This is a genomic window from Cohnella fermenti (genome assembly GCF_004801405.1).
Lineage (GTDB): Bacteria > Bacillota > Bacilli > Paenibacillales > Paenibacillaceae > Cohnella > Cohnella fermenti.
In genome coordinates, this window is sequence record NZ_SSOB01000049.1 from 1 (window position 1) to 24528 (window position 24528).

Below are 24528 nucleotides of genomic sequence, written 5' to 3' on the forward strand. Positions count from 1 at the left end.
GAGACGAATCGGCGGAATGGGGGGACGGCCCGTCGTACTCGTGTAGAAGGGCCTCGTTTTCTCCGTAATAAAGGAGAAGTCGATATGCATATCGATTAGCCGGAGCAAGTGATCTTCAGGAACTAACCTATCCGTACTGGCCATTTCGACTTGAAATCTTCCTTGGTTGAGATGCTCGGAGCTCATGCTCGTCCCCCACATTCATTCGCTTTTTCTATATGATAACACATTACCGCGTTAATTAATTGAAATGTCTTTTTCAACAACCTGGTTTTTAGCATTAAAACTTTCGTCGGAGGCGGCACCGAATCCAGCCGAACCGGGCGCGTCCCTCCCACGATCCCGCCGCTCCTCTCCATCTCGTTTTTCCTCGTTCCCCCGGCTCGTTCCCGCATTTTTTGACAAAAATCCGCTTTGAATCGTGAATGGTGTCGAATTGTTTAGTTTTTTTTAAGTGGCGTTCTTTATACTTAGGTCTGGAGAACTGAGCCTTCGGAAGGGGCGCGGTTGGCGTAATGCCAATTCCATGACAGAGAGAGGGATATAATGAAGGGATCAATCGGTAGGCTGTTCAGTCGGAGAAGAATCGCTGCGGTGCTTGCTTGGATGCTTGCCCTGCAGCTGGTTCTGTCAGGGTACTCGTCTGGCTCGAGAGTCGCAGGCGCGGAGCCGGAGAAGCCGGTCAAGTACATCACGTTCTTGTACACGGACTTCGTTCAAGCTTCCAACCGTTTGGTGTTTAACGGCAGCTCCAGCTATGTAGGGAGCGGGGGCGATTCCGGCAATCTTCGCCTGACTCCGAACCAAGGCGACAAGTACGGCACCGTGTTCAACAAAGAGAAAGTTTCGTTGCGGGCCGGCACCGGCTTCAGTACATATTTTACGTTCAAGATGACGAGTCCGGGAGGAACGACGGGCACCCCTCCGGGCGCGGACGGCATCGTGTTCGCCCTGCAGACGCGTTCGAACAGCGCAGGCAGCCTCGGCGGCGGCATGGGCTTCGAGAACATCACGAACAGCGTCGGCATCGAGTTCGACACGTTTAACAACGGCTCTTCACAGTGGGGCAATAACGGAGACCCGAGCGACAATCACGTCGCCGTCGACTTTAACGGTGTGGTTACCCACGGCAAGAACGGCAATCCGGCGGCCGTCAACGTAACGGGCATCGACTTCAACTCGGGGAGCGACGTGCATGCCTGGATCGACTACAGCACGGTCGAACAGAAGCTGTACGTTTATCTTAGCTCGAACGCAAACCGGCCGACGACGCCGACTTTGACCCAGAGCAATGTCAATCTCCAAAGCTACCTCGGCGCCGAAGAGATTTACGCCGGCTTCACGGCGGCGACGGGATCGGCATGGCAGAATCACGACATCGAGCAATGGTACTTCACGAACAAGTATGATCCGATCGACTTGAACAGTGCGACTTATGTCGAGGCTCCGAGTATTTTCTCGGTGACGTCGGCCGTGTATGAGCCGCCTGTCCCACCTTCGGTAGAAGGAGCCGTCTATCGCAAGGCGGATGTAAGGCTGGTCGATTCGAAGGGCAATCCGGGACCGGATTTGAACCTCATTGTGGAGAAGGAAGACAATGTTACCTTCCTCGATCCGGACAACGACTTGGCTCCGCTCGATACGGCGCCAAGCCTTGCGACGGATTCGAACGGACAAGCGACTTACTATTATATGGCGACGGACATCGCTCAGGCCGTACCGAGCTTCCGAATCTCGACCGAGTACGGGGCTTATTACGATCTGAAGATTACGGTTGCTCCAACGGTAGAGACGGGAGAGCCCATTCCGCAATACATCGCGGACAATCCGACCGATCAGCGAGCGGTCATTCCTGTCCAAGTAGTCAATACCGGCGGGGAGAATACCATATGGGGCGTCGATTACAGAGAGAAGACGGATGACGACAGCAACGTCTGGATTCCATATTCGGGCACAGTTCCCAAGGCAGTTCTGGATACCTCCGGCACGTATAACGTCACGCTGCAAGGCTTGAAGGAAGATACGTATTACGAGGTTCGAGCGTATGCCATCAACTCGAAGGGCGAAGATAAAGGCGAAGCCAAGACCTTCGCCGTTCAGATGCCGATGCCGAAGGAGCAGCTCACGTATCTGAACGCAGGACCGTCCAAGATTTACCGGGACGATGCGGAGTACGCAACGGTTGTTGGCCAGAACCTGTATTGGCTGCTGAAGCGTCTGCCGCATACGGATCTGAGCGTTAAGCTGACCGGAGAGGACAATACGGAATACGTCATTCCGCGTTCCGATATCCAGTCTCCGACCAACAACTCGCTGAAGATCAAGCTGCCGACGATAAGCGGCGAGAAGCTGCCGCTCGGCAAGTACGATATCAGTATCGGACATGAGTACTTCGACAGCAAGCTGTTCGAGAATGCGATCGAATTGACGGATGATCCGGCTTACCGCTCGATCAACTACGAGGTTGTGACGGTAGAGAACCCGAAAGTACGTCCCGATCCGAATGACGTTGAAGAGATCGAACTGCGCGGTCCGTTCGTCGTCAACGCATCCGAGCCGAACATTTATCGTCTGCGCGACACGAATTCGGTGGTCACGCTTAACGATAATCTGTTGTTCAAGGGGACGGATCTTACCGTCGACAAGTCAACGGGAGAGATCACCGGTAACGGCAGATTCTACGTTAACGGCAAGAATACGATTCCGCTTCTATCTACGTATACGGTCTATGAGGGGCAATTCAGCTTCACGCCGGCCACCTTCCGCTTCACTTTGAACGGAGGATTGGCGGGAGCGGCTTCGGACCTGACCGGTCTCAATATGCCGGTGTCCGTCAACTCGTTCACCTTCATCAAGGGCGGCATTCGCATCTCCGGCAGCGCCAACCTCGGCTTCAAGGCGGCCGGTACGACGATCGGTGCCTCGGCCGACGTCGAGGCCCTCGAGTTCAAGCAGAACCGCTTCGATCTCGCAGCCAAATTCGAGGTTCCGGCGGAGTTCAAGTCCGGCCCGCTCGAATCGGCGGCGCTGCGGTTCTCGATCGACACCCGTGTGCCTCAATTCGGAGTCGGGGCATCCGCCGAACTGAAGAAGGCGAAGATCGGCTTCGACATCGACCTGCTTATCGTCGACAAGAAGCTCGATTCGATCAGCTTCGCCGTCCAGAAGGAGATGAAGCTCGGCTCGACGGGCGCGCAGTTGACGAAGCTCGGCGGCGGCGTGTCCAACATGACGGCCTTGTCGCAGGCTCCGCTGACCTTCTCCGTTCTGGCGGGCATGTCGGACTACATCACGCCGAAGCTTGCCGGCACTTATATGGTGAACGGCAACGACCTGAAGGTGTCGCTGTCCGCCAACCACTTCGAGGCATCGGGCAAGCTGGCAATCTACAAAATCAACATCGCAGGCGTCAACATGTTTGTCGTGTTCAACCCGACCGGCTACAAGGGCTACAACCGGGCCGGCTTCGACTTTGACGCGCAGATCAACATCATCGACATCATTGTCGGGCAGGTTGCGGCCAGCTACTTCCAAGGCTCGTCCTTCGCAGGCTACGCCAAGGCAGCCGTGCAAATCCCGGGCAGCGTTCCGCTTGTCGGCGGCTATAAGCTGACTTCGGCGGAAGTGGGCGTCGATTCGAGCCGATTTAAGGGCGCACTGTCCGTCATCGGCATCGGGTTCACGGTGAAGTATCCGTTCTCGACCAAGAGCTTTGACTGGGACGTCGACCTGAGCTCGACGATCAAGAACGTGGCTAATGCAGTCGTGAATACGGCCAAGAGCATCTACAACACCGTCAGCAGCTGGTTCTGGTATACCGACCCGAACACAGCCGGAGAATGGACGGCAGCGGACACGGGCGACATCCCGGGCGTCACCGGGGAGAAGCTGTTCTCCGCCAGCGATATTCGTTCGACCGCCTTCGGCACGTACAACGCTGCCAAGTTGGCGACCGTCGTCGCGGAGACGAACCCGAGCGTCGAGAAGTCCGGCGGCAAGTTGGTCCATTCCTTCGCCGTCGACAAGGCCTATTCGGGTCTGATCGCGATCGAAGGGGAGCAGGCGAATCTCAGCCTTACTCGTCCGAACGGCGCACCGTACGAGATTGTGTTCGAATCGGAAGACGAGGCCAAGATCAACGCCTACTACGACGAGTCCGCGGACAAGACGGTCGTGGCGGTCGATCTGACGCCTGGCACCTGGAAGCTTAGCTCGGCAAACAGCCTGAGCCTGGCGATTCATAAGGTACTGTTCCGCCATTCGTCGCTGTCGCTCGCCGATGCGGCCGAACTGCTCGACGGCTCGGATGTGCAATCGATGATTCCGGTCACCTTCGCGAAGCGCGGCAAGTACCTCGTCGAGCTCGAGGAGACGGTTGCAGACGCTCTGCTGCTGAAGTCGGACGGCCGTCCGTACGCAACGGAAGCAAGCTCGGCAAGCGAAGCTTACAATACGCAATGGGTTGCGGAAGACGGCAAGCTGTATCTTCTCGTCGAAGCGCCGGAAGCGGGAACGTGGTATGCGATCGCCGGAGCGGAGGCTCATGCGAACCTGTACCGCATGGCGTCCGATGCCTCGATGAGCGAAGCTCTCGCCTGGATCGAAGGCTCCGAGTTCGTCTCAGCTGCGAACTTCACGGGACTTAAGGGCTCGCGAGTTCTTCTCGAGATCCAAGGCGCAAGCACGGAGACCAAGCTATACCGTCCAGACGGTACCGAGTATCCGCTCGTAACGGACTCGTCCGACGAGGACTGGAACGCGGTGTTCGACGCTTCGCAAGGCGTTATCCGCGCGCTTGTCGATGTCGATCAAGAAGGCGTCTGGCTGGTCAAGTCGAACGGCTTCACCGATTCGTTCGGTCTGACGCTGTCGGGCCGGATGACGATGGAAGAATTGACCGACGAGACGTCGACGATTACGTACTCGCTGCGAATCGGCGAGAAGGGCAAGTATCTGTTCGATATCGCGGGCGGAGACGCCAGCACGAAGATTTACGGCATCAACGGGCAGGAAGTGGCCGTCATCACCGACGAGAATGCCGCTAACCGCAACGCGATTGTGGATGCCGAAGGGCTGATGGTAACGGTGGACGCATCGGCTGCCGGTACGATCAAGATCAAGACGAAGCTTAACGCTTCGATCAAGCAATACCTGCTGACTCCGATTCCGGAAGTGACCAAGCTCAAGGCATCGGCACAGCTTGCACGCAATACGTACGAGGTCGAATGGAAGGTCGAGAACGCCAAGCAGGATACGAAGGTTAGCCTGATTCTGGCGAACGGCGACAAGGACGAAGAAGGCAAGATCGTTCCGGTCGGCGATGTGCTCGCATCCGATCTGCCGGCGACGGGCATCCGCACCGTGACGCTTCCGGAAGGGTATCTGCCGGGAGACTATTACCTCGCGGTTGTCGCGGACAGCGAATCGTACGGCCCGATCTACAAGACGTTAAACGATCCTCTGACGTACCAAGCTGTGAAAATGCAGCCGAAACCAACGTCCGTCCAAGCGACAGCGATCGGCAACGGAGAGGTCCGGATCAGCTTCACCGATCCGGGGTATGCAGAGACGACATCTTACCGGATCTATCCGGCCGATGTGAACGGCAATGTGGACTTTAACGGAACGTCCTATGAGGGCGAAGTCGCTTCGGGCAACGGAGCGAACCAAACGATTGTCCTGTCCGGCATCGAGACGGGAGTCGATTACCGGTTCCGCGTCATGGCTATCAAGGCGGAATACGGAACGATTGCGGGAGTCAACGACGACACGCTCATCAATCTGTACGTCAGCGAACTGTCTGACCCGGCCAGCGTCACCCTGCCGGTTCCGAATCCGGCGAAGCTGACCGTCTCTTACCTGGACGACGGCGACAGCGTTCCGCTGCAAACGTACTATCCGTACAACGTCACGGATGAGACGCTTGCCGGTCTGACCGCCGAAGAGAAGCAAGCTCTGCAGCATACGTTGGCGGTTACGTCCGCGAGCGATGTCGTTCTCAAGGCGCAGAGCGACCAGAACGCAACGATTAAGCTGTATGTGGACGGCGACGAGGTTGCGGCGTCCGGCGGAACCCCGGGAGAATTCCATCTCGGCGAGCTGAGCGAGAAGGCGTACACGATCGAGGTTGAAGCCGTTAATAGCGCAGGAGACGTCAGCTACTCCTACGGAAGACTGGTTGTCGATCGTACGGCTCCGTACCTGTACCTGAAGACGGCGGTTAACGGACAAGTCATTGAAGGCGACCGCGTTAAGCTGGAAGGCGTATCGGAAGCGGGAGTTACGCTGACGATTAACGATACGGTCGTACCGGTCGACGCAATGGGCCATTACATCTATTACGCCGCCATTCCGGCGACGGGATCGCTGCCGATCGAGATGATCGCAATCGATCAGGCAGGCAACGAGACGATTCATCGCTTGGAGGTATTCTCCTCCGGCGAAGCGGTTGCGGGAGAGACGGCAGTCGATCTCGGCGCGCTCGGAACGGACGACGGCATCTTCACATCGACGTTCGAATCGTCGGTTGCGGATTACGAGCTGGGGCTCGATGTCCGCACGAAGCAGCTTCGCGTCTGGGCCGTTCCGGTCGATCCGGAAGCTACGGTGACGATTGCGGGTCAAGCGGCCGATGAGCAATTCTCGGCGCAAGTTCCCGTCACCTTGGGGATGACGATTCCGATTGTCGTAACAGGCGCAGACGGAATTGCCACGAAGTCGTACTCCATCGAGGTGAAGTCGGAATCCGATCTGGCGAGCCTCAGCGGGCTTGAACTGGAAGGCATCCTGTCCGACAATACGGCTTCCGAAGAGTCGGTCGAGCTGTCTCGCTCGTTTAACGGTTCCGTCGACAGCTATGACGTCGCGGTCTCGTCCGATATCGAGTCCGTCAAGGTTACGCCGACCGTTGCGGCGGCAGGCTCGCTGATTAGAGTGGGCGAAGCGGTTGTGGCATCCGGCCAAGCTTCGGCTGCCATTCCTATCGCAACGAGCGAAGCCGGAACGACAATCACGGTGGATGTGCTATCGCTGAACGAAGCCTCGGCAGCGACTCCGGATTGGACTCTGGCGACGACGTACACGCTTCACGTCACTCGCGCAGCGAGCAGCGACGCATCGCTCGCGCAGCTTCAACTGTCCGGCATCTCGATGACTCCATCCGTGTTCGACAGCGAGGTGTTCGAATATAACGCCCGTGTCGGAGCAAGTGTAGAGTCCGTTCAATTGAATTACGCTGCTGCTGATTCTGACGCCGCCGTGACCTTGAACGGGGACAACGTAAGCTCCAGCGGAACGAGCTCCTTGGTGCTCAATCAAGGAACGAATCGCTTCGCGCTGAACGTACAGGCGAAGGATGGCTCCGAACAGACCTATCAGATCGTTATTTACAAGGACAAGGAGTTCTCGCAAGCTCTCTTGCTGAGCGATCTGTCGGTCGACGGCCTTGAGCTGACTCGCGAATTCGCTCCGCTCGTTCGCAACTACGCCGTAACGAAGGAGACGCTGGGCTCTTCCGTGAAGATCACGGCAGTTGCGAATGTCGAAGGAGCGACGGTCAAGGTCAACGGAGTCGTCGTGGACGATAACGACATCGCTCTGGCGAACCTTAACGTCGGCGACAATTCGGTTCTGATTCAAGTCGAATCGCCGGACAAGTCGGAGACGAACCTGTACTCGATTGGCATTACCCGCAGCTTTGTCGGCGGCGGCAGTTCCTCCGAGACGTTCAACGTTAAGGTGAACAACGGCGACAACGACAAGATCGCCAAGGGTGTGAAGACGGAAGAGAACGGCAAAACGATTCTGAAGGTGACATTCCTTGCCGACGAGACCAAGAAGTTGCTCGAGAGCGAGGGTGCGAATCCGGTCATTACGATCGACGCGGGCATGACGCCGGACCGCATGACGACCGAGCTGACGGCCGATCTGGTCGAGAAGATGAAGGAGAAGGACGCCATTCTGTTCTTCGACGCGGGAGGCTCGACCTATCGCCTTCCGACCTCGGCCATCGATCTGACGCAGATTCGCAATACATTCTCTTCGGGCTCGCTTGAGGATATCGTGGTCAAGGTGGATATCCGTCTTGTCGGCGAAGACGAGAGCCAGTCCATCGCCAAGCAGGCGGCCGCGTCGGGAGCTGCGGTTATCGGAACTCCGGTGGAGTTCACGATTACGTACACGTATAACGGACGGACGATCGAAGCGGATCGCTTCTCCGAATACGTACAACGCTCCATCGCTCTGCCGGAAGGAACCGCGGCTTCGCAGATCACGACCGGCGTCCGCATCGCGGAAGACGGCACGCTGCAGCACATTCCTACCGTCGTGACGCGAGTAGGCGATCGCGAGTTCGCCGTCATGAACAGCTTCACGAACAGCGTCTACACGCTGATCTCGAACAAGGCGACCTTCCCGGACATCGCGGGCAAGTGGTCGCAAGACGCGATTGAGAACCTCGCATCCCGCAAGATACTGGCGGGGCAAGGAGACGGCACGTTCGCACCGACCCGCGGCGTCACCCGCGCGGAATTCGCGGCGATGATCGTCCGGGCGCTCGGGCTTCCGACGCAAGCGGACGGCAGCTTCTCCGACGTGAAGACGAAGGATTGGTACGCATCGTCCGTCGCCTCGGCGAAGGCCTATGGCCTGATCAACGGCTACACGGACGGCACGTTCCGTCCGCAGCAGACAATCACGCGCGCCGAAGCCGTCGCCATCCTGAACAAGGCATGGGTTCTCGTCGGCAAGAGCGCAATCAGCGAATCCGACTCGGCATTGACGCTCGAGAAGGTTGTCGACCAAGCCGACATTCCGACTTGGTCGAGAGCGGCGATCGGTTCGGCTCTGCAGCTCGGTCTCCTGACCGGCTACGTCGACGGCTCCGTGAAGCCGCTCCGCACGGTCACGCGCGAAGAGACTGCCGCGATGCTGCAGAACCTGCTCATCCGCAGCGACCTGATCGATTCGAACTGATCGGATAGCTAGGCAAGTATCCCAGCAAGGCACAAACGGCATTCCCGTCCGGTTCCGGACGGCGAATGCCGTTTTTTTGCACATTTATTTATTGCCCGTATCGCGTCTTCGCCAAGCTTCCCCGACATACTCGGACGCCGTCCGCCAGATGCCAAGAATTTATGTGAAAATTCACATTCATGCAGCACGATAACGGGCCGGTTGACCGGTTTTATGTGAAAAATAGCATACATAGAGAAAATTCCAGCTCGAACCGCCGCATGTATGCTAAAAACAACATAAAACACCGTGATTTCCGCCCAATGCGAGCCGACGAATGTGAAAAACCGCATAAAATCGAATAAGACAAAGACAGCGGACGAGAGAGGCGGATCGCGCCTTGGCGCGCCGTCGCCCATACGGACTCACTGCCGAGGAAAAACGAAGCGGGGGAGCGGCATCGGGGGATCTCCTTGAGGCGGTGGAAGCCGTTATCCGCCGCAACAGCGAACTCAGCCAGGTACGGACGGCACTCTATCTGCTGCTAAGCGGCGGAGTATATCGCATCCGCATTCACTCCAGCGCGTCAGGCGGTATGGGCAGGCTCTGCACGATCCCGTTCATGCTGAACGAGGCGCAGGGCATCGTCTGCGAATGGATCGTGTCGTCCCCGGAATAAACTTCGGTCAGTTCGTAGCGGGTTCCATCCAATACGTATTGCTCCAACGTTAAATTAGAGAGGTCGACAATCCAATATTCCGGCACGCCGTACTGGGCATACACGACCCGCTTCTTCACCTTATCCCTCCGGCGCGAATGCTCGGAGGTGACTTCTACCACAAGATCGGGAGCTCCGTTAATGCCCCTGTTGCTAATGATCGACATTCGGCTTCGATGGATGATAACAAGATCCGGCTGCCTGACCTCCGTGTCGGACAAGATGACGTCGATCGGCGATGCGACGATGATATAATCGTTGCGACAACTGGTTGTGAGTATATAGTGCAACACGCCGGTTATCGACTGGTGAGTAAACGTAGGAGACGGGCTCATGAGCTCCAGTACGCCGTCAGAGATCTCGTAACGCTTCTCATCGTCGACCATATTGGCATACATCTCGTACGTCACGGGATATTCCCGGATGAGCTCTTCATAGGTTTTCTTCTTCATGCGGCTTCTCCTCTCCTATTAAAAAAACAAGTCCTATTAAAAAACAAGCACCCCGGCAAAGAAACACGGCTCGTGTTCGACTTTGCGAGGTGCTTCCCCGACATAATTACCATCATTATGAAGAATGACCTATCAGTTGTCAATGAGATTTGTCGAATTCCCGATTCCGACGGCTTGCCAAGCAGCGCTGACGAGCGAAGCCAGCTTGCTCTTCTGCGCATCGGTCAGGCCGGACAGCCGGGAGGCGGCGACGATGTAAGCGTCCCGCGCGTCCTGGAAGCTGGCCGTCGGCGAGAGGAGACGGTCGCGGAGCAGCACATAGGTGAGGCGGCCGAGCGTGTCGCGGCCCTTGAGGCCGAAGTCCGCGTTGTCGATCTTGAGCGCGGTCAGGTAAGCGGCATGGTTCGGAATGCCGCTGTTGACATGAACGCCGCCGTTGTCATGCTTCTCGTCCACGGGCAGATCGACGTATTCGCTCATGGACGCGGGCTGGCCGTACTTGGCCGGGTCGGCCAGGCTTCGCGAAGCGGCGCCGGTATCCTCGCCGATCTCCCAGTCGTCCGAGTCCATGACGGAGGCCATGATGTCGGAGATCGATTCGTTCAGCGCGCCGGACTGGCCGCGGTATTCCAGACCGACCGTGTATTGCGTCACGGCGTGCGTCATCTCGTGGGCGACCAGATCGAGAGCGCAGGACGTGCAGTTGGCGCCTCCGTTCGCCAGACCGGTCGCTTCGCCGTAATACATCGCCCAACCGGTCCAGACGGCGTTGTCGCGCATCGTCTTGCTGTCGATATGCACGAACGACAGAATATCCATGTTCTTGTCGTCGAGGCTGTTGCGCCCGAAGCGGTTCTTGTAGAACAGGTAGACCCGCTTGGCATTGACATGGGCGTCGACGGCCGCCGTGTCGGCGAACGTCTTGGCGGTCGAAGCGATATACTCGTAGCCCTCGGGACGGGTTTTGCTCTTGGACGGCTTGCGGAAGTCGAGCGTCTTGATCGCGGCCGGCCGTGTCGTATCGATCAACTGATAGATCGTCGGCTTGCCCGTCGACTTCTCGGACGAGATGTAGAACGACTGCTGCGCGCCGTTATACCCCTTGCCCCAGCCGATCGGCGCTGCGGCTGCCTGAACAGAAGTCGCTCCCGATGTCGATCCCGATGCCGAAGCTGCCGCGATGGCGTTCATCCCGCTGATCCGGTTGATCTCATCGATCAGAAGCCCGGTATGCGCATCGATCCAACCGACCCAATCGCCGAGCTCGGGCAGCGTGAATCGCAGCTCCGTCTCGTAGGCCAGGTGCGCGATGCCGCCGAACGAATAAATAACCAGGCTCGCCTTCGGCGCCGGCACGTCCCCGTCAACCGGCGAGCTTCCGATCGGCCCGCCGAGCTTGCGCGCAAGCTCGGCCTTATACATAGCGATCGCTTCGCTCTCCGTCAGCGAAGGAGTCGTGTTCAGCGCCGATAATTCGGCTTCCGGAAGCGCGCGCGGCTCGCCGCGCGGAATCAGCTCCTCCGAGCCTGCGGGACGATCGAGCGAGAGGTAGCTTCCGTAGATCGGAATTCCCCGATAAGCGGCTTGAAGCAGGTAGCTTGCGGCTCCTTCGACTCCGACGCTTGCGTGTACAAGAAGATAGTCTCCGCCGGAGTACGGAGCAGGCAGCGCGCCGAGAGCCGCTTCATCGGCAGCAGCAGAGGCGGATTCGGCACCGACGGAGCGGCCGGAAGAGCCGGGGGCGGCTGGAACGGCTGCGGCGGCAAGGAGAAGCAGCGCGAGAACGGCGACAATCGTTCGGGCTCCTAAGAGCGGTAAATTCGCGGAGCGCGGTTGCGGCATGAGAACCTCCAGAACATTCGATGTCATCAAACGACGCCCTCGGCGCATAACGGCCGAAGGCGTCTTGCATGTTCTCTCTATTATACAATAGCTGCTAGCTTCCTAGGAACGCCTGTCTCTCAATTCGTTCGCTCAATTCGAACGCTCCTGCTCCTTCAGCATCACGTCGTGGGCGCCGCCTTCGACGATGCTCGTCGAGGAGACGAGCGTAATCTTCGCCTTCTCCTGCAGCTCCGGAATCGTCAGCGCGCCGCAGTTGCACATCGTGGACTTGAGCTTGCTGACGGTGAGGTCGAGATTGTCCTTCAGCCGTCCGGCATACGGAATGAACGAGTCGACGCCTTCCTCGAACTCGAGCTTCGCTTCCTTGCCCGCGCCTCCGAAGTCGTAGCGCTGCCAGTTGCGCGCCCGGCTGGAGCCTTCGCCCCAATATTCCTTCACGAAGTTGCCGTTCACGAGCAGCTTGCGCCCCGGCGCCTCGTCGAAGCGGGCGAAGTAGCGGCCCAGCATGACGAAGTCGGCTCCCATCGCGAGCGCGAGCGTGATGTGGTAGTCGTGCACGATGCCGCCGTCCGAGCAGATCGGGATGTAGATGCCCGTCTTCTCGTAATATTCCTGCCGCGCGGCTGCAACCTCGATAACGGCGGACGCCTGGCCGCGGCCGATCCCCTTCTGCTCGCGGGTAATGCAGATCGAACCGCCGCCGATGCCCACCTTCACGAAGTCCGCGCCCGCCTCCGCCAGATACAGGAACCCGTCTCGGTCCACGACATTGCCGGCTCCGATCTTCGCCTTTTCCCCATAGGTGCTCTTCACGAACCGGATCGTCTCCGCCTGCCATTCCGAATACCCGTCCGAGGAGTCGATGCACAGAACGTCCGCCCCCGCCTCGAGGAGAGCCGGAACCCGCTGCGCGTAATCCCGGGTGTTGATGCCCGCCCCGGTAATGAGCTGCTTGTTCTCGTCGTGAAGCTCCAGCGGATACTCCTTCTGGCTGTCATAATCCTTGCGGAAAACAACATAAAGAAGGCACCCATCCCTGTCCACAACAGGCAGACTGTTCAGCTTGTGCTCCCAGATCATGTCGTTCGCCTCGGGCAGCGTGATGCCTTCCTCCGCATAGATGAGAGAGGGCAGCGGCGTCATGAACTCGGACACCGGCGTCGACAACGGCGTACGGCTCTCCCGGTAATCGCGGCTCGTGACAATGCCCGCCAGCTTGCCGTTCGGCGCCCCGTCCTCTGTGATGGCGATCGTGGAGTGGCCGGTCCGCGCCTTCAGCGCGAGCACGTCCTGCAGCGTATCGTCCGGCTTCAGGTTGGAGTCGCTCATGACGAAGCCCGCCTTGAACTTCTTGACCCGCCGCACCATCTCCGCCTGCTTCTCGATCGATTGCGAGCCGTAGATGAACGAGATGCCGCCGCACTTCGCAAGCCCGATCGCCATATTGGCATCGGACACCGCCTGCATGATCGAGGAAGCGAGAGGCACATTCATCGTCAGCGCCGGCTGTTCGCCCCTCTTGAACTTGGTGACGGGCGTCCTCAGGGTGACATTGCCCGGAATGTGCTGCTTCGTCGTCAGCCCGGGAACAAGCAGGAACTCGTTAAACGTGCGGGAAGGCCGCTCATAATAGTAGGCCATGCGAATACTCTCCTCTCGAAAATGTCAATATAGCTTACACGAAGCTTAGGCAGTGAACCGGGACTCCGAGGTCGGACGCCAGCTTGCGGTAATGCTCGCCCTTGGCGATGATGGCCTGGATGCCGACCAGCGTCACGTCCAGCTCGGCAAGCTGGGCCGCGATGCCTCGCAGCGTCGCTCCCGAGCTGATGACGTCGTCGACAAGAAGCACCCGGTCGCCCTTGCGGAAGCCTTCGAAATATAAGTAATTCTCATTATAAGCGGTCTCCCGCTTCATGCGCACCTCGTATTCTTCATACAGCTCCGTGCTGAGCCGGAGAATATTCATCGGCTTGCCGAGCTTGTAGGCGGCGAGCATGCCCCACGTGTGGCCGCCCGGCTCCGGAGAGACGATGTAATCGTAGCTCTCGAAGCGCTGACGGATCGTCTCGGCCAGGCTGTCGGCAATCTCGGCCATGAGCTCGGGAGCGATGTACGTGCCGCGTTCGCCGAACGGATACAGCTTGAAGTCGTAGAAGGTCGACGGGGTCTTCTTGATGCGGACGCTGCGGGCGTCGCGGATGGACTTGTCGAGCTGCGCGTAAACCTTGGACATCGTGCTCACTCCTTGATCGTTCGGAATAGGTAGACCAAATAGCCCCGAGCGAAGAGACGTCGCCGCTCGGCGCCGAAGCGGTCGATGCGAAGCGTCTCTTGTAGCCTGGGGCAATTAACGGTTGCCTGTAGATACGCCTGCGCCGTATTCGCGGGCTTATACAAGAGTTTGAAGAGTTTGTGTCACATTTTATTACATGAATAATTTTCACAATATTATCATTGCGGCTGTCGGCTGTCAATCGTCAATTCTTAAATTGGGCTTGGGAACAAGTGCCTCGCAAACTCCATTTATTGTCCACAAGTACGGTTCCAAATGACTCTTTGGGGTCATGCCATGTCAGCATGAATGCCTCTATACTCGGGCTAGATTGTCAAACCCGAACGGAGGAGTATTCCATTGAGCGAATTGGCCCATTCCATCCCGCCGGAGGCGGGAAATCCGCCCAAAGCGCCCAAAGCGCCGAAGGTCAAGCAAGCCGTGCATCAAGCGGTGTGGAGATGGCACTTCTATGCCGGCATCATCTTCGCGCCATTCCTGATCATCCTGGCGGTAAGCGGCGCCGCCTATCTGTTCAAACCTCAGATTGAAGGCATTCTGTACAAGGACCTGTTGACCGTCAGCCTGACGGGGCAGCAGGCGATGTCCCCTGCGGACATCATCGCGAAGACGGAGAAAGGGTATCCGGGATCGACCGTAAATTCGCTTACCCTGACCAACGATCCGAAGGCTGCCTACTCCATGTCGGTCAATTACGCCGGCAAGGCGACGACCATGTACGCCGATCCGTACACCGGCAACATCAACGGTTCGTTGGACAGCAACAAGACGTTCTCGGCTGTCTTCAAGAAGCTGCACAGCCAGTTGCTTATCGATGGCACCTGGACGAATCGACTCGTCGAGTTGGCGGCGTGCTGGGGGGTTATTCTTATTGCGACCGGTCTTATTCTCTGGTGGCCGCGCAGTCGAAGCGGCATCTGGGGCACGATACTGCCCCGACTCAGCAAGCCGGGCAGCCGAATGTTCTGGCGCGATCTGCATGCCGTGCCGGCGTTCTGGATCTCCATCATGCTGATTCTCCTCATCCTGACCGGACTTCCCTGGTCGGGAGTGCTCGGACCGAAGATCAGCAAGCTGGCGGACAATACGAATACGAACGTTCCTCCTTACGCTTACAGCTTCCTTCCCGGTCCGGAATCGGTTACGGTCAAGTCCAAGGATATTGCCGATGACTTGCCATGGGCCACGCAAGACTTGCCCGTGCCTCTATCGTCTGCAAGCGGCGGCTATATGACGTTGTCGGTCAACGACGTAGAGGCGATTGTCGACAAGCAGAATGTACTGAAGCCTTACACAATTACGCTTCCCAGCGGAGAGGCGGGGGTGTTTACCGTCTCGACCTCCCATAAGAAGCCGGACCATGATGCAACGCTTCATATCGATCAATACAGCGGCGCCGTGCTGACCGATGTTCGCTTCGCCGACTACGGCATCGCGGGCAAGCTGATCTCTTATGGCATTGCCCTTCACGAAGGACGCTTGTTCGGCCTCGCCAATCAACTGCTCGGGTTGGTCGCGGCTCTCGGTCTCGTGCTGATCTCGATCAGCTCATACTTTATGTGGCGCAAGCGCAAGCCTGACGGGCTTGGAGCGCCCAGTCGGACGAAGAACCGCAAGGTGTCGATCGCCGTACTGGCGCTGATGCTCGTATGCGGCGTGCTCATGCCGCTCGTCGGCGTATCGCTTGTTGTCGTCCTGCTGCTCGACTGGCTCGTCATACGCAGAATCAAGCCGTTAAAGACATGGTTCGCGGCTTAGGGGGGACTCATATGAGAATTCATTACGCTTCGGTTCGCAACGGCATAGCGCTTGCCATGCTCTTGATCGCCCTGGGCGGCTGCACCTCAAACACGGAGGGCTTGGACGAGAACGGCCTTAAACCTCATCTGACCGTCGATCTGAAGGTGGAGGCTCCGGCGGATGTTCTGGCGGAGGTTCCTCTGTCCGTGGAGGTCAAGAAGAGCGGGGAACCGCTGGTGCAAGCGGAGAAGGCGGAATTCGTCGTCTGGCCGGACGGAGATTCGGAGCACGCCGTGACGATTGCGGCCAGCGAACAATCCCCCGGCGTGTACACCGCGAACTACGCATTCGGCACTGAGGGCATGTACATCGTGCAGAGCCGCGTCTCTTCCGGCAATCTGGAAGTAATGCCGGCGAAGCGAATCGCCATCGGAGCAGCCGCAGTGGAGGCATTGGAGCAATTGGAAGGCGCAGGTGAAGGGGAAGGAGAAGCGGCGCAAGCCGCTTCGGAAGGTCATCACCATTAACATTATCCGATTTGAGGTTCTATAGCTGCGAACGAGGGTACAGTCCTTGCTCGAAGGCGTAACGAACGAGCTGCAGCCGATTCCGCAGACCGAGCTTGAACATCAGGTCCTTCAGCGCAATTCGGACCGCGCTCTCGGACAGCAGCAGCTCGTCCGCGATCTCCTCGTTCTTGTAACCTCTGCACAAGAATTCCAGCAACGTTCGCTCCATGATGCTCAGCACCGGCAGACCGCCGCCATTAAGGGGGCCGCGCGAGACGAACTGCTGCAGGATGTGGCGGCCAAGCTCACTCGGAAGCGAGGCTCCCTCAATGAGGAACGACCTCAAGTATTCGTGCAAGGAGGCCGGGTCCAGCGACTTCAGCGCATAGCCCTGAGCGCCTGCCCGTATGGCGTCGAAGAAGCATCGTACATCGGCGGATTCGGATTGAAGAATGACAATGACGGACGGGACTCGTTCCTTGATCCGTTTAATCGCATCGAGCCCGTTCATGTCCGTCAGCTCCATGTCGACGAGCGCCATGTCCGGCTTCATCTGCTCGGTGAGGACAACAGCTTCGACCCCGCGGTCGGTCTCCGCAACAACCCTGATCGTGGAATCGAGCTGGAGCAAGGTTCTTAAGTTGTCTCTGGATGCTGCCTGACGATCGGCAATCAGAATAGTGGCAGGGCCGTTCATTGCGATCACGACTCCGTTCTTCAGCCGGGAATAGAGGCTTATCCCCATGTTAACCCCAATCGGGAGGGGGACGTAATGCCTCGAATTGGTCATTTTCAGCGCGTGCAAGGCGATACATATGACTCTTTGGAGTCATGGAATCCTTGGTGAACCAATTGATAAAATAAGATGACTGCAAGAACGAAGGAGGAACCCCCGTGTATAAGTGGATCATGTCCACTCTGATTGTTGCCGCTTGCTTGTTCGGGATCGGATTGCTCGCGAACGGACTTCCGGAGAAGGAAGAGAGCGCCGAGCCGTCCGCTTCCTTCACCGTGCCGGATACCGTTGTCGACATCGCAGCCGACCAGCAGATCTACAAGAGCAGTTGTCTGTCCTGTCATGGGGATCAGCTTCAGGGCGGAGTCGGTCCCAAGCTGACGACGGTCGGCTCCGAGATGACCAAGGAACAGATCTACAAGCAGATCAAGAACGGCGGCGGCGGAATGCCGAAGTTCGAGAGCAGGCTGACCGAGGATGAACTGATCAACCTCACCAACTGGCTCGCAGGCAACAAATAAGCAACAAGGGAGACCGTTGTCGCAATCGACATCGGTCTCCCTTGTTGGCTATCTTCACTTGTCATACCCCTGTTCATATGCATATCTGGCCAATTGCACGCGATTGTCCATGTGAAGCTTCTGCAAAATATTTTTGAGATGATTCTTGACCGTATGCTCCGAGATAACAAGGGAATCGGCGATATCCCGATTCGAATGCCCCTTGGACACCCACTTCAGAATCTCCTGCTCTCGAGCCGTCAATGGAATGGCGGGCTGTGGAGTGCGGGACGGCGAAGTGAATTCGTGCAGGATTCGCTGGGCCAATTCTCGCGACAGGGGCACCTCGTCGTAAGCGATGGCGCGCAAGTATTCGGTCCAGGCTTCGGGATGCAGATTCTTGAGCAGATACCCGGAAGCGCCCTTCTTGAGAGCGTCGAGCAGATGCAGGATATCGTCCGATACCGTTACCATGACAATCTTCACATAGGGGTACCTGTCCTTGATCGCCTTCGTGGCTTCAAGCCCGTCCATGCCTTGCATATTGATGTCCATCAGAACGATGTCCGGCATCCACTGCTCCGTCAGGGCGATCGCTTCCGCTCCGTTCGAGCCCTCAGCCACAAGCTCGAAGATCGGATCCTGACTGAGAATATACCGCATCCCTTCTCTCGCGTGCCTGTGATCGTCAATGATGATGACGCGGAAAGGCTGCTCCACTGCGATCTCCTCGCTTCCTCGTGAAGTCGCTTCATGCTCGCGCTTGCCGTTTATTCCTGGACGGTCAGCTTCTTCGCTATCGCATAATGCTCTTCCTCGAATTCCATATGAACGGTAATCGTATATTCGCCGGCAGAAGGGAAGATGTAGTCTGCCGTGTAGTTATCTCCTTCGCGGGTTGCATCAATCAGGCTGGGCAGCGAGCTCTTGGAATTGATCTGCAGTTGAACCTCGGCTTCCTGGTCGACATATTCGGGATTGTCGACTTGGACAATAAGCTTCGTGCTCTCGTTCGCGACGGGCGCTGCGGGATTGCTCGACAGCACGACCTCGGAATACTTGAGCGTCGTCTTCCCCGAAGCCGAGCAGCCCGTCAATGCTGCGAAGGCAAGCAGGACAACCAAGACCGTCTTTATCAATCCGCTTGGATAGATGCGCATCATTGGGTCATCCTCCTTATCTTAAGGTGATCTTCCTTGTTTGTTACGAGGGCCTGGAAGGCGCCGTACAAGCCGCCTTCGCTCCGGTAGTCGTTCGCCAGGGCTGCGATGTCTCCCGAATAACGAACGTGTCCGGAGGCCATGAACAGCGCCCGGTCCGCATAGGCTTCGGCAATGTTTAATTGGTGCGTGGAGAAGACGACGGCCTGGCCGGTGCCCGCCGCTTGCCGGATCAATTGGCCGAATGCCTCCATCCAATAAGGGTCGAGTCCGTTCGTCGGTTCGTCGAGCAGGAGCAGGGCAGGCTTCGCCAGCATGGCCTGCGCGAACAACAAGCGCTGGCGCATCCCCTTGGAGAAGGTGGATACCTTGCGGCTGCGCACCTCCGTCAGACCGACCAGCTCCAGCAGTTCAAGGATGCGCTCCTTGCCGATGCGGCGGAGAGCCGCATAGAAGGCCAGCGTCTCGTATGCCGTCAAGGCCGAACCGAATTGGAATTCGTCCGGCATGTAGCCGATTCGATTCGCATAAGCGATGCGATTGTCCGACCAGCTCAGCCCGTCCAGGCGAACGGAGCCCGCCGAAGGCTTGGAGATGCCGGCCAGCATGCGAATCAGCGTACTCTTGCCCGCGCCGTTGCCGCCGCACAAGGCGACGATCTCCCCTTGGCCGACTTCCAGCGAGCAAGGATGGAGAAGAGTGGTCTTGCCAATCTCCTTCGATACCTGGTCGACTTCCAGCACAACCTTAGTCACGTCGCCGCCCCCGTTCCCATAGCCAAGTCGCCAGCTCCACATAAACGAGAATCCAGAGCAGGCAGACGGCCGCGAACACCAGGCTTCCCGTCGGTCGCTGAATCCAATCCACCCACTGATAGTACTCGGGACCGAGAATCGAGCCTCCGCCCATTTTCACAATAAGGAACAATCGATTCAGCTCCGCGGGATTGCAGAAGATCAGGAGAACGAGAGCCGGCTTGATCCACACGTAAGGAAGGAAGCCGAGCACCGCCATAAGAATCGTCGGCCAGCCCAGAATGAGGAAGAACCAGATGCCGACCCCGTAGGTGAGCGCTTGCCAGCGATTGCCGCAGATGGCTCCGACAAGGACGGCTATGCCAAGGAACAAGAAAATGATGAGAGCGGAGAACAGCAGGAATCTTCCGAATTCGGACGGCTCGAACGCCTGGCCGAACAAGGCTCCTATGGCTCCCGACAACCCGAAGCCGAAGCCTGCGATAAGCAGCAGAACGAGGGCCAGGCCCGCATACTTGCCCCAGATGTAAGAATGCGTTCGAAGCGAGAAGGAGGAGAGCAGCCGCCATCCCCCTTCTTCCTTCTCCGTCGTTAACGAGAACGAGCCGAGCAGCATCGTCATCAGAGGCAGCAGGTAGAGGATCAGATTGATCATCGTCCCGGTTGTGCTTGTGTAGCCCGACAGGCCCGTTCGCGATTGAATAAGCAGCAGAGCCAGGCTGAACAGGGCAAACAGGGCCATAAACGAGTACGCCCACGGATTGCGGAAGCCGAGCTTGAGTTCTCTTAACGCTATCGTTCGTAAATGAAGCATGGCCACTGCTCCTTACTTGGACTCCGAGCCCATGTCCATATCCATCATCTCGTCGGCATGCTCGGACATCATGGAGTGCATCATGTCCTCGTTCGTCGCCCATTCATGGCTCTCCAGATCCTCGGCCGTCAGCAGTTGGCCGACTCCTTCCTTGGAGATGTATGCTTCCGCATCCGTCTTCTCCTTGAAGGAGATCACATTAAACGCCATCGGGGTGCGAATCGACTTGTCGTACACGTAGGTTGCATCGCTCAGCTTTACCCATTCCTTCGTGTTGTAATCGCGCACGAACTGCTCGCCGATGTTCTTCGTTCCGTTCTGTTGCTTCCACACGTGCAGATCGCCAAGGTCGTCGAACTTGAGCGCTTGCTTGCTCTTGAGAATAATCTCGGTTGCGTACTGATCGTCGGCCACTGCCATATTGCAGATCGGACACTTGTCGACGCTCTCGTCGATAGCCACCGGCTCGTAGGTTGTCTTGCCGCATCCGGCCAGGATGGCCATAGCGAACAGTGTTGCCAGCATAAACGCGATTGATCTCTTCATGATTTGCGATACCCCCATCTGTAAATTGTCATTGCCGATGCGGCAAGTAGCGCGAGCCCGAGCCGCAGCGTCGTTCCTCTTCCTTCGGAGCCGCCCGGTTCTTCGTACCAGGAGGGAGGCTCGATTCGCGGCTTCAGATCCTTCAGCCACTTGGAGGTGTCGGTTCGGAATACTTCCGCCAGGAACGGCAGCCCCGGCGACTGGAAGAAGATCTGGAAGGCGTCGATGTCCTCTGTCGCCTGAAGGAAGAACGGATCGATCTCGTAGCGAAGCTCGCTGAAGCCGTCCCCGTTCTCGTCGAGCCCTCCGAAGTCGTCCCAATAATTCCCGCTAAGCGTGTTGTCGTCGCTCTCCGTCGCCTGGGCCTGGATGACGTTGGCCGCGAATACGCTGTCCTTGAACGCGTTCCCGCTTGCCCCGATCATCTGCATGCCAATAAAGTTGCGCGAGACTTCGTTGTCCGCAAGCGAGTTCCCGGTCGAGTTCTCGATATAGACGCCGACGCGATTCCCTTCGACGCGATTGCGATCGATTCGGGAGTTGTGAACGTCATACAGCAGGATCCCCTGGGAATTGACGTTCTCCGTCTGCTTGTCGAAGCGGTTCCCTTCGACGACGGCGCCTTCCACGCCCATGACCATGCCGCCGGTAACATTGCCTTCGCCGACATTGTCCACGAGCTCGGGCTTGCCCGAGAACATGAAGTGGAAGCCGTAGCGGGAATCGATCGCCGTGTTGCCGCTGACCCGGGTCTCGTTGCTGCTCTCCACATAGATGCCGTCGTGAACGTGGATAATCGTATTGCCCTCGATGACGTTGCGGGAAGAACCGAACAGATCGATTCCGTTGCCGCGCTTGGAGAACGCCTCTGACCGCTTGCCGGCCCCGGCTCCCTGAATCCGGTTGTTCCTCAGCTCATTGTCGTTCGCTTCCCGCAGGTAGATGCCGCCCCCTTGGGTCACCAGGTCGATTCCTTCGATCCGGTTCCGATCGGACTGAACAAGCACGGAGGGCTTCTTCGGGTCCGTTCCCGAATCGCGGATGATGAGATCCCGAATAACGATGCCATCCGCCTTCAAGACGAGTGCGGGCTCATCCCCCGGATTCGTCAGCGTCGATTGCCCGGCCGAAGCAAGCGTAATCGGCTTGTCGATCGTTGCCGGCCCCGCATATACCCGTCCGCGTTCAAGCGTCAGCGTCCCACCGGACGGCGTGCGGTCGATCAGCGGCTGCAGGTCCTGTACGCGGTCCTTCCCGTAGTCGCTGTCGGCGGTCGTTGCCGCTGCGGAGCCGTCGGCGCGAACTTCAGCGAAGCCTCCGGCCGGCCAGTTGCTCGCGGCCAAGAGCAGCAGAACCATCGTGGAAGCAACCACGCCGCCTCGGCGGACTTTTCCCATACCATGCATGTTCCCTTCACCCGATTCCTTGCTTTGTCCATCCACTTCTATTGTAACGAATGGGTTAACTATTCAGGATGGCTCGAAGGGGCTATTCGTACTTCCATACGGCGGGGGAAATGTGAGGGTTTTGCGAATTTTGGATCATGGCTCCCGTTCGCATTGCCTCATGCTACAATAACAAGAAAAGAGAAACGGTCTTATTCTCTGGAATGAAGAGGTAACCTAGCGCATGTCCGTCTACCTGATCAAGTTCGTCTACAGCTTCGTGCTTCCTCCCGGAGGCTTCCTCGTGCTTCTGCTGCTTCTAGCTGTCCGTCTGCGGAGACAAGCCCGCCGAGGCGCGCTTGGGCTATTCGCTCTGACGCTTCTGTTCTACGCATCGTCGACGCCGCTCGTCTCGAACGTTCTCGTCGGTGCGCTTGAGGGGACGTACGGGCAGCCGAGCGATCCCCAGGGGGACGTGATCGTCGTGCTCGGCGGAGGGGCGACCCGCACGACACCCGATCTGAACGGCCAGGGCAACCTGTCCGGTTCGGCTGCGAACCGCCTGCTCGCGGCGGCGAGGCTTCATCTGACGACCGGTCTGCCGATTCTTTTCTCCGGGGGCCAGGTATACGCCGAGAGCGGGAACGAAGCGGACATCGCGCGCCGCCAGTTGATGGAGCTGGGCATTCGGGAGGACGCGATTCTCGTCGAGAACCGCTCGCTCAATACGGAGCAGAACGCCGAATATACGGCCGAGCTTCTGGAGGAGAAGGGGCTCTCCCATCCGATTCTGATTACGTCGGCCATTCATATGCCGCGGGCATCGCACGAATTCCGCCACGTCGGCCTAGACGTGCTGCCTTATCCCGTCGATTACCGGGTGAACGACACGCGGAGCTTCTCGCTCTCCATGCTGCTCCCCGGCGCCGAGGCGTTCGCCGCGACCGGCTCCGCGTTGAAGGAGTACCTGGGGCTTCTTGCGGCGAATCTGTTCCGTTAGTGTGCAATTAGGGGGGAGTGGGGGGGCAATTCAATGTACATTTAGGATGCAAAATGCCTCTTCGCAGGGGAAGCGGGGGCATAGCCGGAAATTTTTGTGAAATTTCACATTCGTGCAGTGCGATAACGGGCAGTTTGGACGATTCTATGTGAAAAATAGCATACATGGCGGAGATTCCGGATCGAGTTGCCGTATGTATGCTAAAAACCACATAAAACGCCGAGATTCCATCCAATTCAAGCCGATGAATGTGAAAAACCACATAAAATCGCAAAAGTCATCGGAGCAGAGGGGAGAGCAGCGTTGATCATGTCACGCCGCCATCGCCATTAGCTGCGCCTCTGCCTCTGCCATCACCATCGCCGGAGTCGATGGCGATGCCGAACTTGCCGGACAGGTCGGCATCGGCCAGCACTCGGCGCGACCTGCGGCCGGACCCGGATGCGGCACCATCGGCCTTCGTCATCATGTCCTTGGACTTCTCGGCAATGGTGCTGGCGACGAGGTCGGCCATCTTGACGTTGCGCATCGTGAAGAACAAGGCGGAATCGTCGTCCAGGCGCGCGCCGATCCCGTAAAGCACGGCAGCGACGTGTTTGCACATCGAGGCGCCGTCCGGGCAACTGCAGGAGAAGCGGATCTCCTTCGGCGACGGGAACAACCCCTTGCCCTTCATCGTGAACAGCTCGGACAGCGCCGCGGGCAGCTTGCCTGCGGCCAACTCCTGCAAGGAATCGATCTTCCCGGCGCAGGCCTGCACCATCTCCTGCCAGATGCCCGGAGCCAGCGGATCGATGGCGACTTCCACCTTGTAAGGCTTGGAGGCGCTGCCTTGCACAAGCGCCGCGATCCTGCCTGCGGCAAGGCGCAGGTCCAGCACCGCGCCATGGCGCACATAGCTGCGGCCGCGGTCGATCCGATTGGCATAATCGGCGTAGCGCTCCAGGTTGTCGCACCACGACTTGCCCCACCAGGTGCGGGCAACCGTTCGGCCTGTGATGCGGACCGGCGCGATGTCGGAGTTGCCCTTCCGCAGCTTCTCCACTGCCTTCTCCGCTTTCCTGCGTTTCTCCGCTACCGGCACATACTTCGGATAATCGTTGTAGAACGCCATTTTTGC

Annotated in this window: 17 protein-coding genes, 1 pseudogene and 1 riboswitch; of the genes and pseudogenes, 5 read left to right on the plus strand and 13 right to left on the minus strand. The window is 58.1% G+C overall.

The window, feature by feature from the left end; genetic code table 11:
• Positions 1 to 186 (minus strand): annotated as a pseudogene (locus tag E6C55_RS34920) (IS5/IS1182 family transposase); the annotation flags it as partial.
• 360 nt (positions 187 to 546) lie between these two features.
• On the opposite strand from E6C55_RS34920, the gene E6C55_RS27635 reads away from it, so the two are divergent.
• The gene (locus E6C55_RS27635) at positions 547 to 8973 is read left to right on the plus strand and encodes a cadherin-like beta sandwich domain-containing protein (RefSeq protein ID WP_136373066.1); all 8427 of its coding nucleotides are present in this window, start codon (positions 547 to 549) and stop codon (positions 8971 to 8973) included.
• A 552-nt stretch (positions 8974 to 9525) separates the two neighbouring features.
• Here the strand turns inward: E6C55_RS27635 and E6C55_RS27640 are convergent.
• The 4 genes from E6C55_RS27640 to E6C55_RS27655 form a co-directional block, all read right to left on the minus strand.
• Complete coding sequence (locus E6C55_RS27640) at positions 9526 to 10122, minus strand: Uma2 family endonuclease (protein WP_136373067.1); 597 nt, start codon at positions 10120 to 10122, stop codon at positions 9526 to 9528.
• 132 nt (positions 10123 to 10254) lie between these two features.
• Complete coding sequence (locus tag E6C55_RS27645; protein WP_168735909.1) at positions 10255 to 11964, minus strand: M4 family metallopeptidase; 1710 nt, start codon at positions 11962 to 11964, stop codon at positions 10255 to 10257.
• 132 nt (positions 11965 to 12096) lie between these two features.
• Positions 12097 to 13608, minus strand: coding sequence for an IMP dehydrogenase (locus E6C55_RS27650; RefSeq protein ID WP_136373069.1), 1512 nt, complete (start codon positions 13606 to 13608; stop codon positions 12097 to 12099).
• Between the two features lie 34 nt (positions 13609 to 13642).
• The gene (locus tag E6C55_RS27655) at positions 13643 to 14203 is read right to left on the minus strand and encodes a phosphoribosyltransferase (protein WP_136373070.1); all 561 of its coding nucleotides are present in this window, start codon (positions 14201 to 14203) and stop codon (positions 13643 to 13645) included.
• A gap of 81 nt (positions 14204 to 14284) precedes the next feature.
• Positions 14285 to 14387, minus strand: a riboswitch (purine riboswitch).
• A gap of 215 nt (positions 14388 to 14602) precedes the next feature.
• On the opposite strand from E6C55_RS27655, the gene E6C55_RS27660 reads away from it, so the two are divergent.
• Both E6C55_RS27660 and E6C55_RS27665 read left to right on the plus strand, forming a co-directional pair.
• Entirely contained in the window at positions 14603 to 16021 is a 1419-nt protein-coding gene (locus E6C55_RS27660; protein WP_330999667.1) for a PepSY-associated TM helix domain-containing protein, read from the plus strand.
• A gap of 11 nt (positions 16022 to 16032) precedes the next feature.
• Entirely contained in the window at positions 16033 to 16530 is a 498-nt protein-coding gene (locus E6C55_RS27665; protein WP_168735910.1) for a FixH family protein, read from the plus strand.
• Between the two features lie 19 nt (positions 16531 to 16549).
• Here E6C55_RS27665 and E6C55_RS27670 read toward each other — a convergent pair whose 3' ends face one another.
• Complete coding sequence (locus tag E6C55_RS27670; RefSeq protein WP_230986892.1) at positions 16550 to 17209, minus strand: response regulator; 660 nt, start codon at positions 17207 to 17209, stop codon at positions 16550 to 16552.
• Between the two features lie 197 nt (positions 17210 to 17406).
• On the opposite strand from E6C55_RS27670, the gene E6C55_RS27675 reads away from it, so the two are divergent.
• Positions 17407 to 17769: a c-type cytochrome gene (locus tag E6C55_RS27675; protein WP_136373073.1), complete on the plus strand. Its 363-nt coding sequence runs from the start codon at positions 17407 to 17409 to the stop codon at positions 17767 to 17769.
• 54 nt (positions 17770 to 17823) lie between these two features.
• Here E6C55_RS27675 and E6C55_RS27680 read toward each other — a convergent pair whose 3' ends face one another.
• Genes E6C55_RS27680 through E6C55_RS27705 form a run of 6 tightly spaced genes read right to left on the minus strand, consistent with a single transcriptional unit; the run spans position 17824 to position 22420 of the window.
• Positions 17824 to 18468 (minus strand): response regulator, encoded by a 645-nt coding sequence (locus E6C55_RS27680; RefSeq protein WP_136373074.1) that lies wholly within the window; start codon positions 18466 to 18468, stop codon positions 17824 to 17826.
• A gap of 50 nt (positions 18469 to 18518) precedes the next feature.
• A complete protein-coding gene (locus E6C55_RS27685) occupies positions 18519 to 18911 on the minus strand; it encodes a hypothetical protein (RefSeq protein ID WP_136373075.1) in 393 nt (130 codons plus the stop codon).
• A complete protein-coding gene (locus tag E6C55_RS27690; protein WP_230986890.1) occupies positions 18908 to 19663 on the minus strand; it encodes an ABC transporter ATP-binding protein in 756 nt (251 codons plus the stop codon). The genes E6C55_RS27685 and E6C55_RS27690 overlap by 4 nt, the downstream gene beginning before the upstream one ends.
• Entirely contained in the window at positions 19656 to 20477 is an 822-nt protein-coding gene (locus E6C55_RS27695) for an ABC transporter permease (protein ID WP_136373077.1), read from the minus strand. Before E6C55_RS27695 ends, E6C55_RS27690 begins: the two co-directional genes overlap by 8 nt.
• A 12-nt stretch (positions 20478 to 20489) precedes the next feature.
• Entirely contained in the window at positions 20490 to 21023 is a 534-nt protein-coding gene (locus E6C55_RS27700; protein ID WP_136373078.1) for a nitrous oxide reductase accessory protein NosL, read from the minus strand.
• The gene (locus E6C55_RS27705; RefSeq protein WP_168735912.1) at positions 21020 to 22420 is read right to left on the minus strand and encodes a right-handed parallel beta-helix repeat-containing protein; all 1401 of its coding nucleotides are present in this window, start codon (positions 22418 to 22420) and stop codon (positions 21020 to 21022) included. The genes E6C55_RS27700 and E6C55_RS27705 overlap by 4 nt, the downstream gene beginning before the upstream one ends.
• Positions 22421 to 22652: 232 nt before the next feature.
• On the opposite strand from E6C55_RS27705, the gene E6C55_RS27710 reads away from it, so the two are divergent.
• Positions 22653 to 23408: a YdcF family protein gene (locus E6C55_RS27710; RefSeq protein ID WP_136373080.1), complete on the plus strand. Its 756-nt coding sequence runs from the start codon at positions 22653 to 22655 to the stop codon at positions 23406 to 23408.
• A 307-nt stretch (positions 23409 to 23715) separates the two neighbouring features.
• Here E6C55_RS27710 and E6C55_RS27715 read toward each other — a convergent pair whose 3' ends face one another.
• Positions 23716 to 24522, minus strand: coding sequence for an SWIM zinc finger family protein (locus tag E6C55_RS27715; protein WP_136373081.1), 807 nt, complete (start codon positions 24520 to 24522; stop codon positions 23716 to 23718).
• Between the last annotated feature and the right edge of the window lie 6 nt (positions 24523 to 24528).

Coding starts and splice junctions, on each gene's coding strand:
- E6C55_RS27635 (WP_136373066.1), top strand. CDS start 547: ATGAAGGGATCAATCGGTAGGCTGTTCAGTCGGAGAAGAATCGCTGCG.
- E6C55_RS27640 (WP_136373067.1), bottom strand. CDS start 10,122: ATGAAGAAGAAAACCTATGAAGAGCTCATCCGGGAATATCCCGTGACG.
- E6C55_RS27645 (WP_168735909.1), bottom strand. CDS start 11,964: ATGCCGCAACCGCGCTCCGCGAATTTACCGCTCTTAGGAGCCCGAACG.
- E6C55_RS27650 (WP_136373069.1), bottom strand. CDS start 13,608: ATGGCCTACTATTATGAGCGGCCTTCCCGCACGTTTAACGAGTTCCTG.
- E6C55_RS27655 (WP_136373070.1), bottom strand. CDS start 14,203: ATGTCCAAGGTTTACGCGCAGCTCGACAAGTCCATCCGCGACGCCCGC.
- E6C55_RS27665 (WP_168735910.1), top strand. CDS start 16,033: ATGAGAATTCATTACGCTTCGGTTCGCAACGGCATAGCGCTTGCCATG.
- E6C55_RS27670 (WP_230986892.1), bottom strand. CDS start 17,209: ATGAACGGCCCTGCCACTATTCTGATTGCCGATCGTCAGGCAGCATCC.
- E6C55_RS27685 (WP_136373075.1), bottom strand. CDS start 18,911: ATGATGCGCATCTATCCAAGCGGATTGATAAAGACGGTCTTGGTTGTC.
- E6C55_RS27695 (WP_136373077.1), bottom strand. CDS start 20,477: ATGCTTCATTTACGAACGATAGCGTTAAGAGAACTCAAGCTCGGCTTC.
- E6C55_RS27700 (WP_136373078.1), bottom strand. CDS start 21,023: ATGAAGAGATCAATCGCGTTTATGCTGGCAACACTGTTCGCTATGGCC.
- E6C55_RS27705 (WP_168735912.1), bottom strand. CDS start 22,420: ATGGGAAAAGTCCGCCGAGGCGGCGTGGTTGCTTCCACGATGGTTCTG.
- E6C55_RS27710 (WP_136373080.1), top strand. CDS start 22,653: ATGTCCGTCTACCTGATCAAGTTCGTCTACAGCTTCGTGCTTCCTCCC.
- E6C55_RS27715 (WP_136373081.1), bottom strand. CDS start 24,522: ATGGCGTTCTACAACGATTATCCGAAGTATGTGCCGGTAGCGGAGAAA.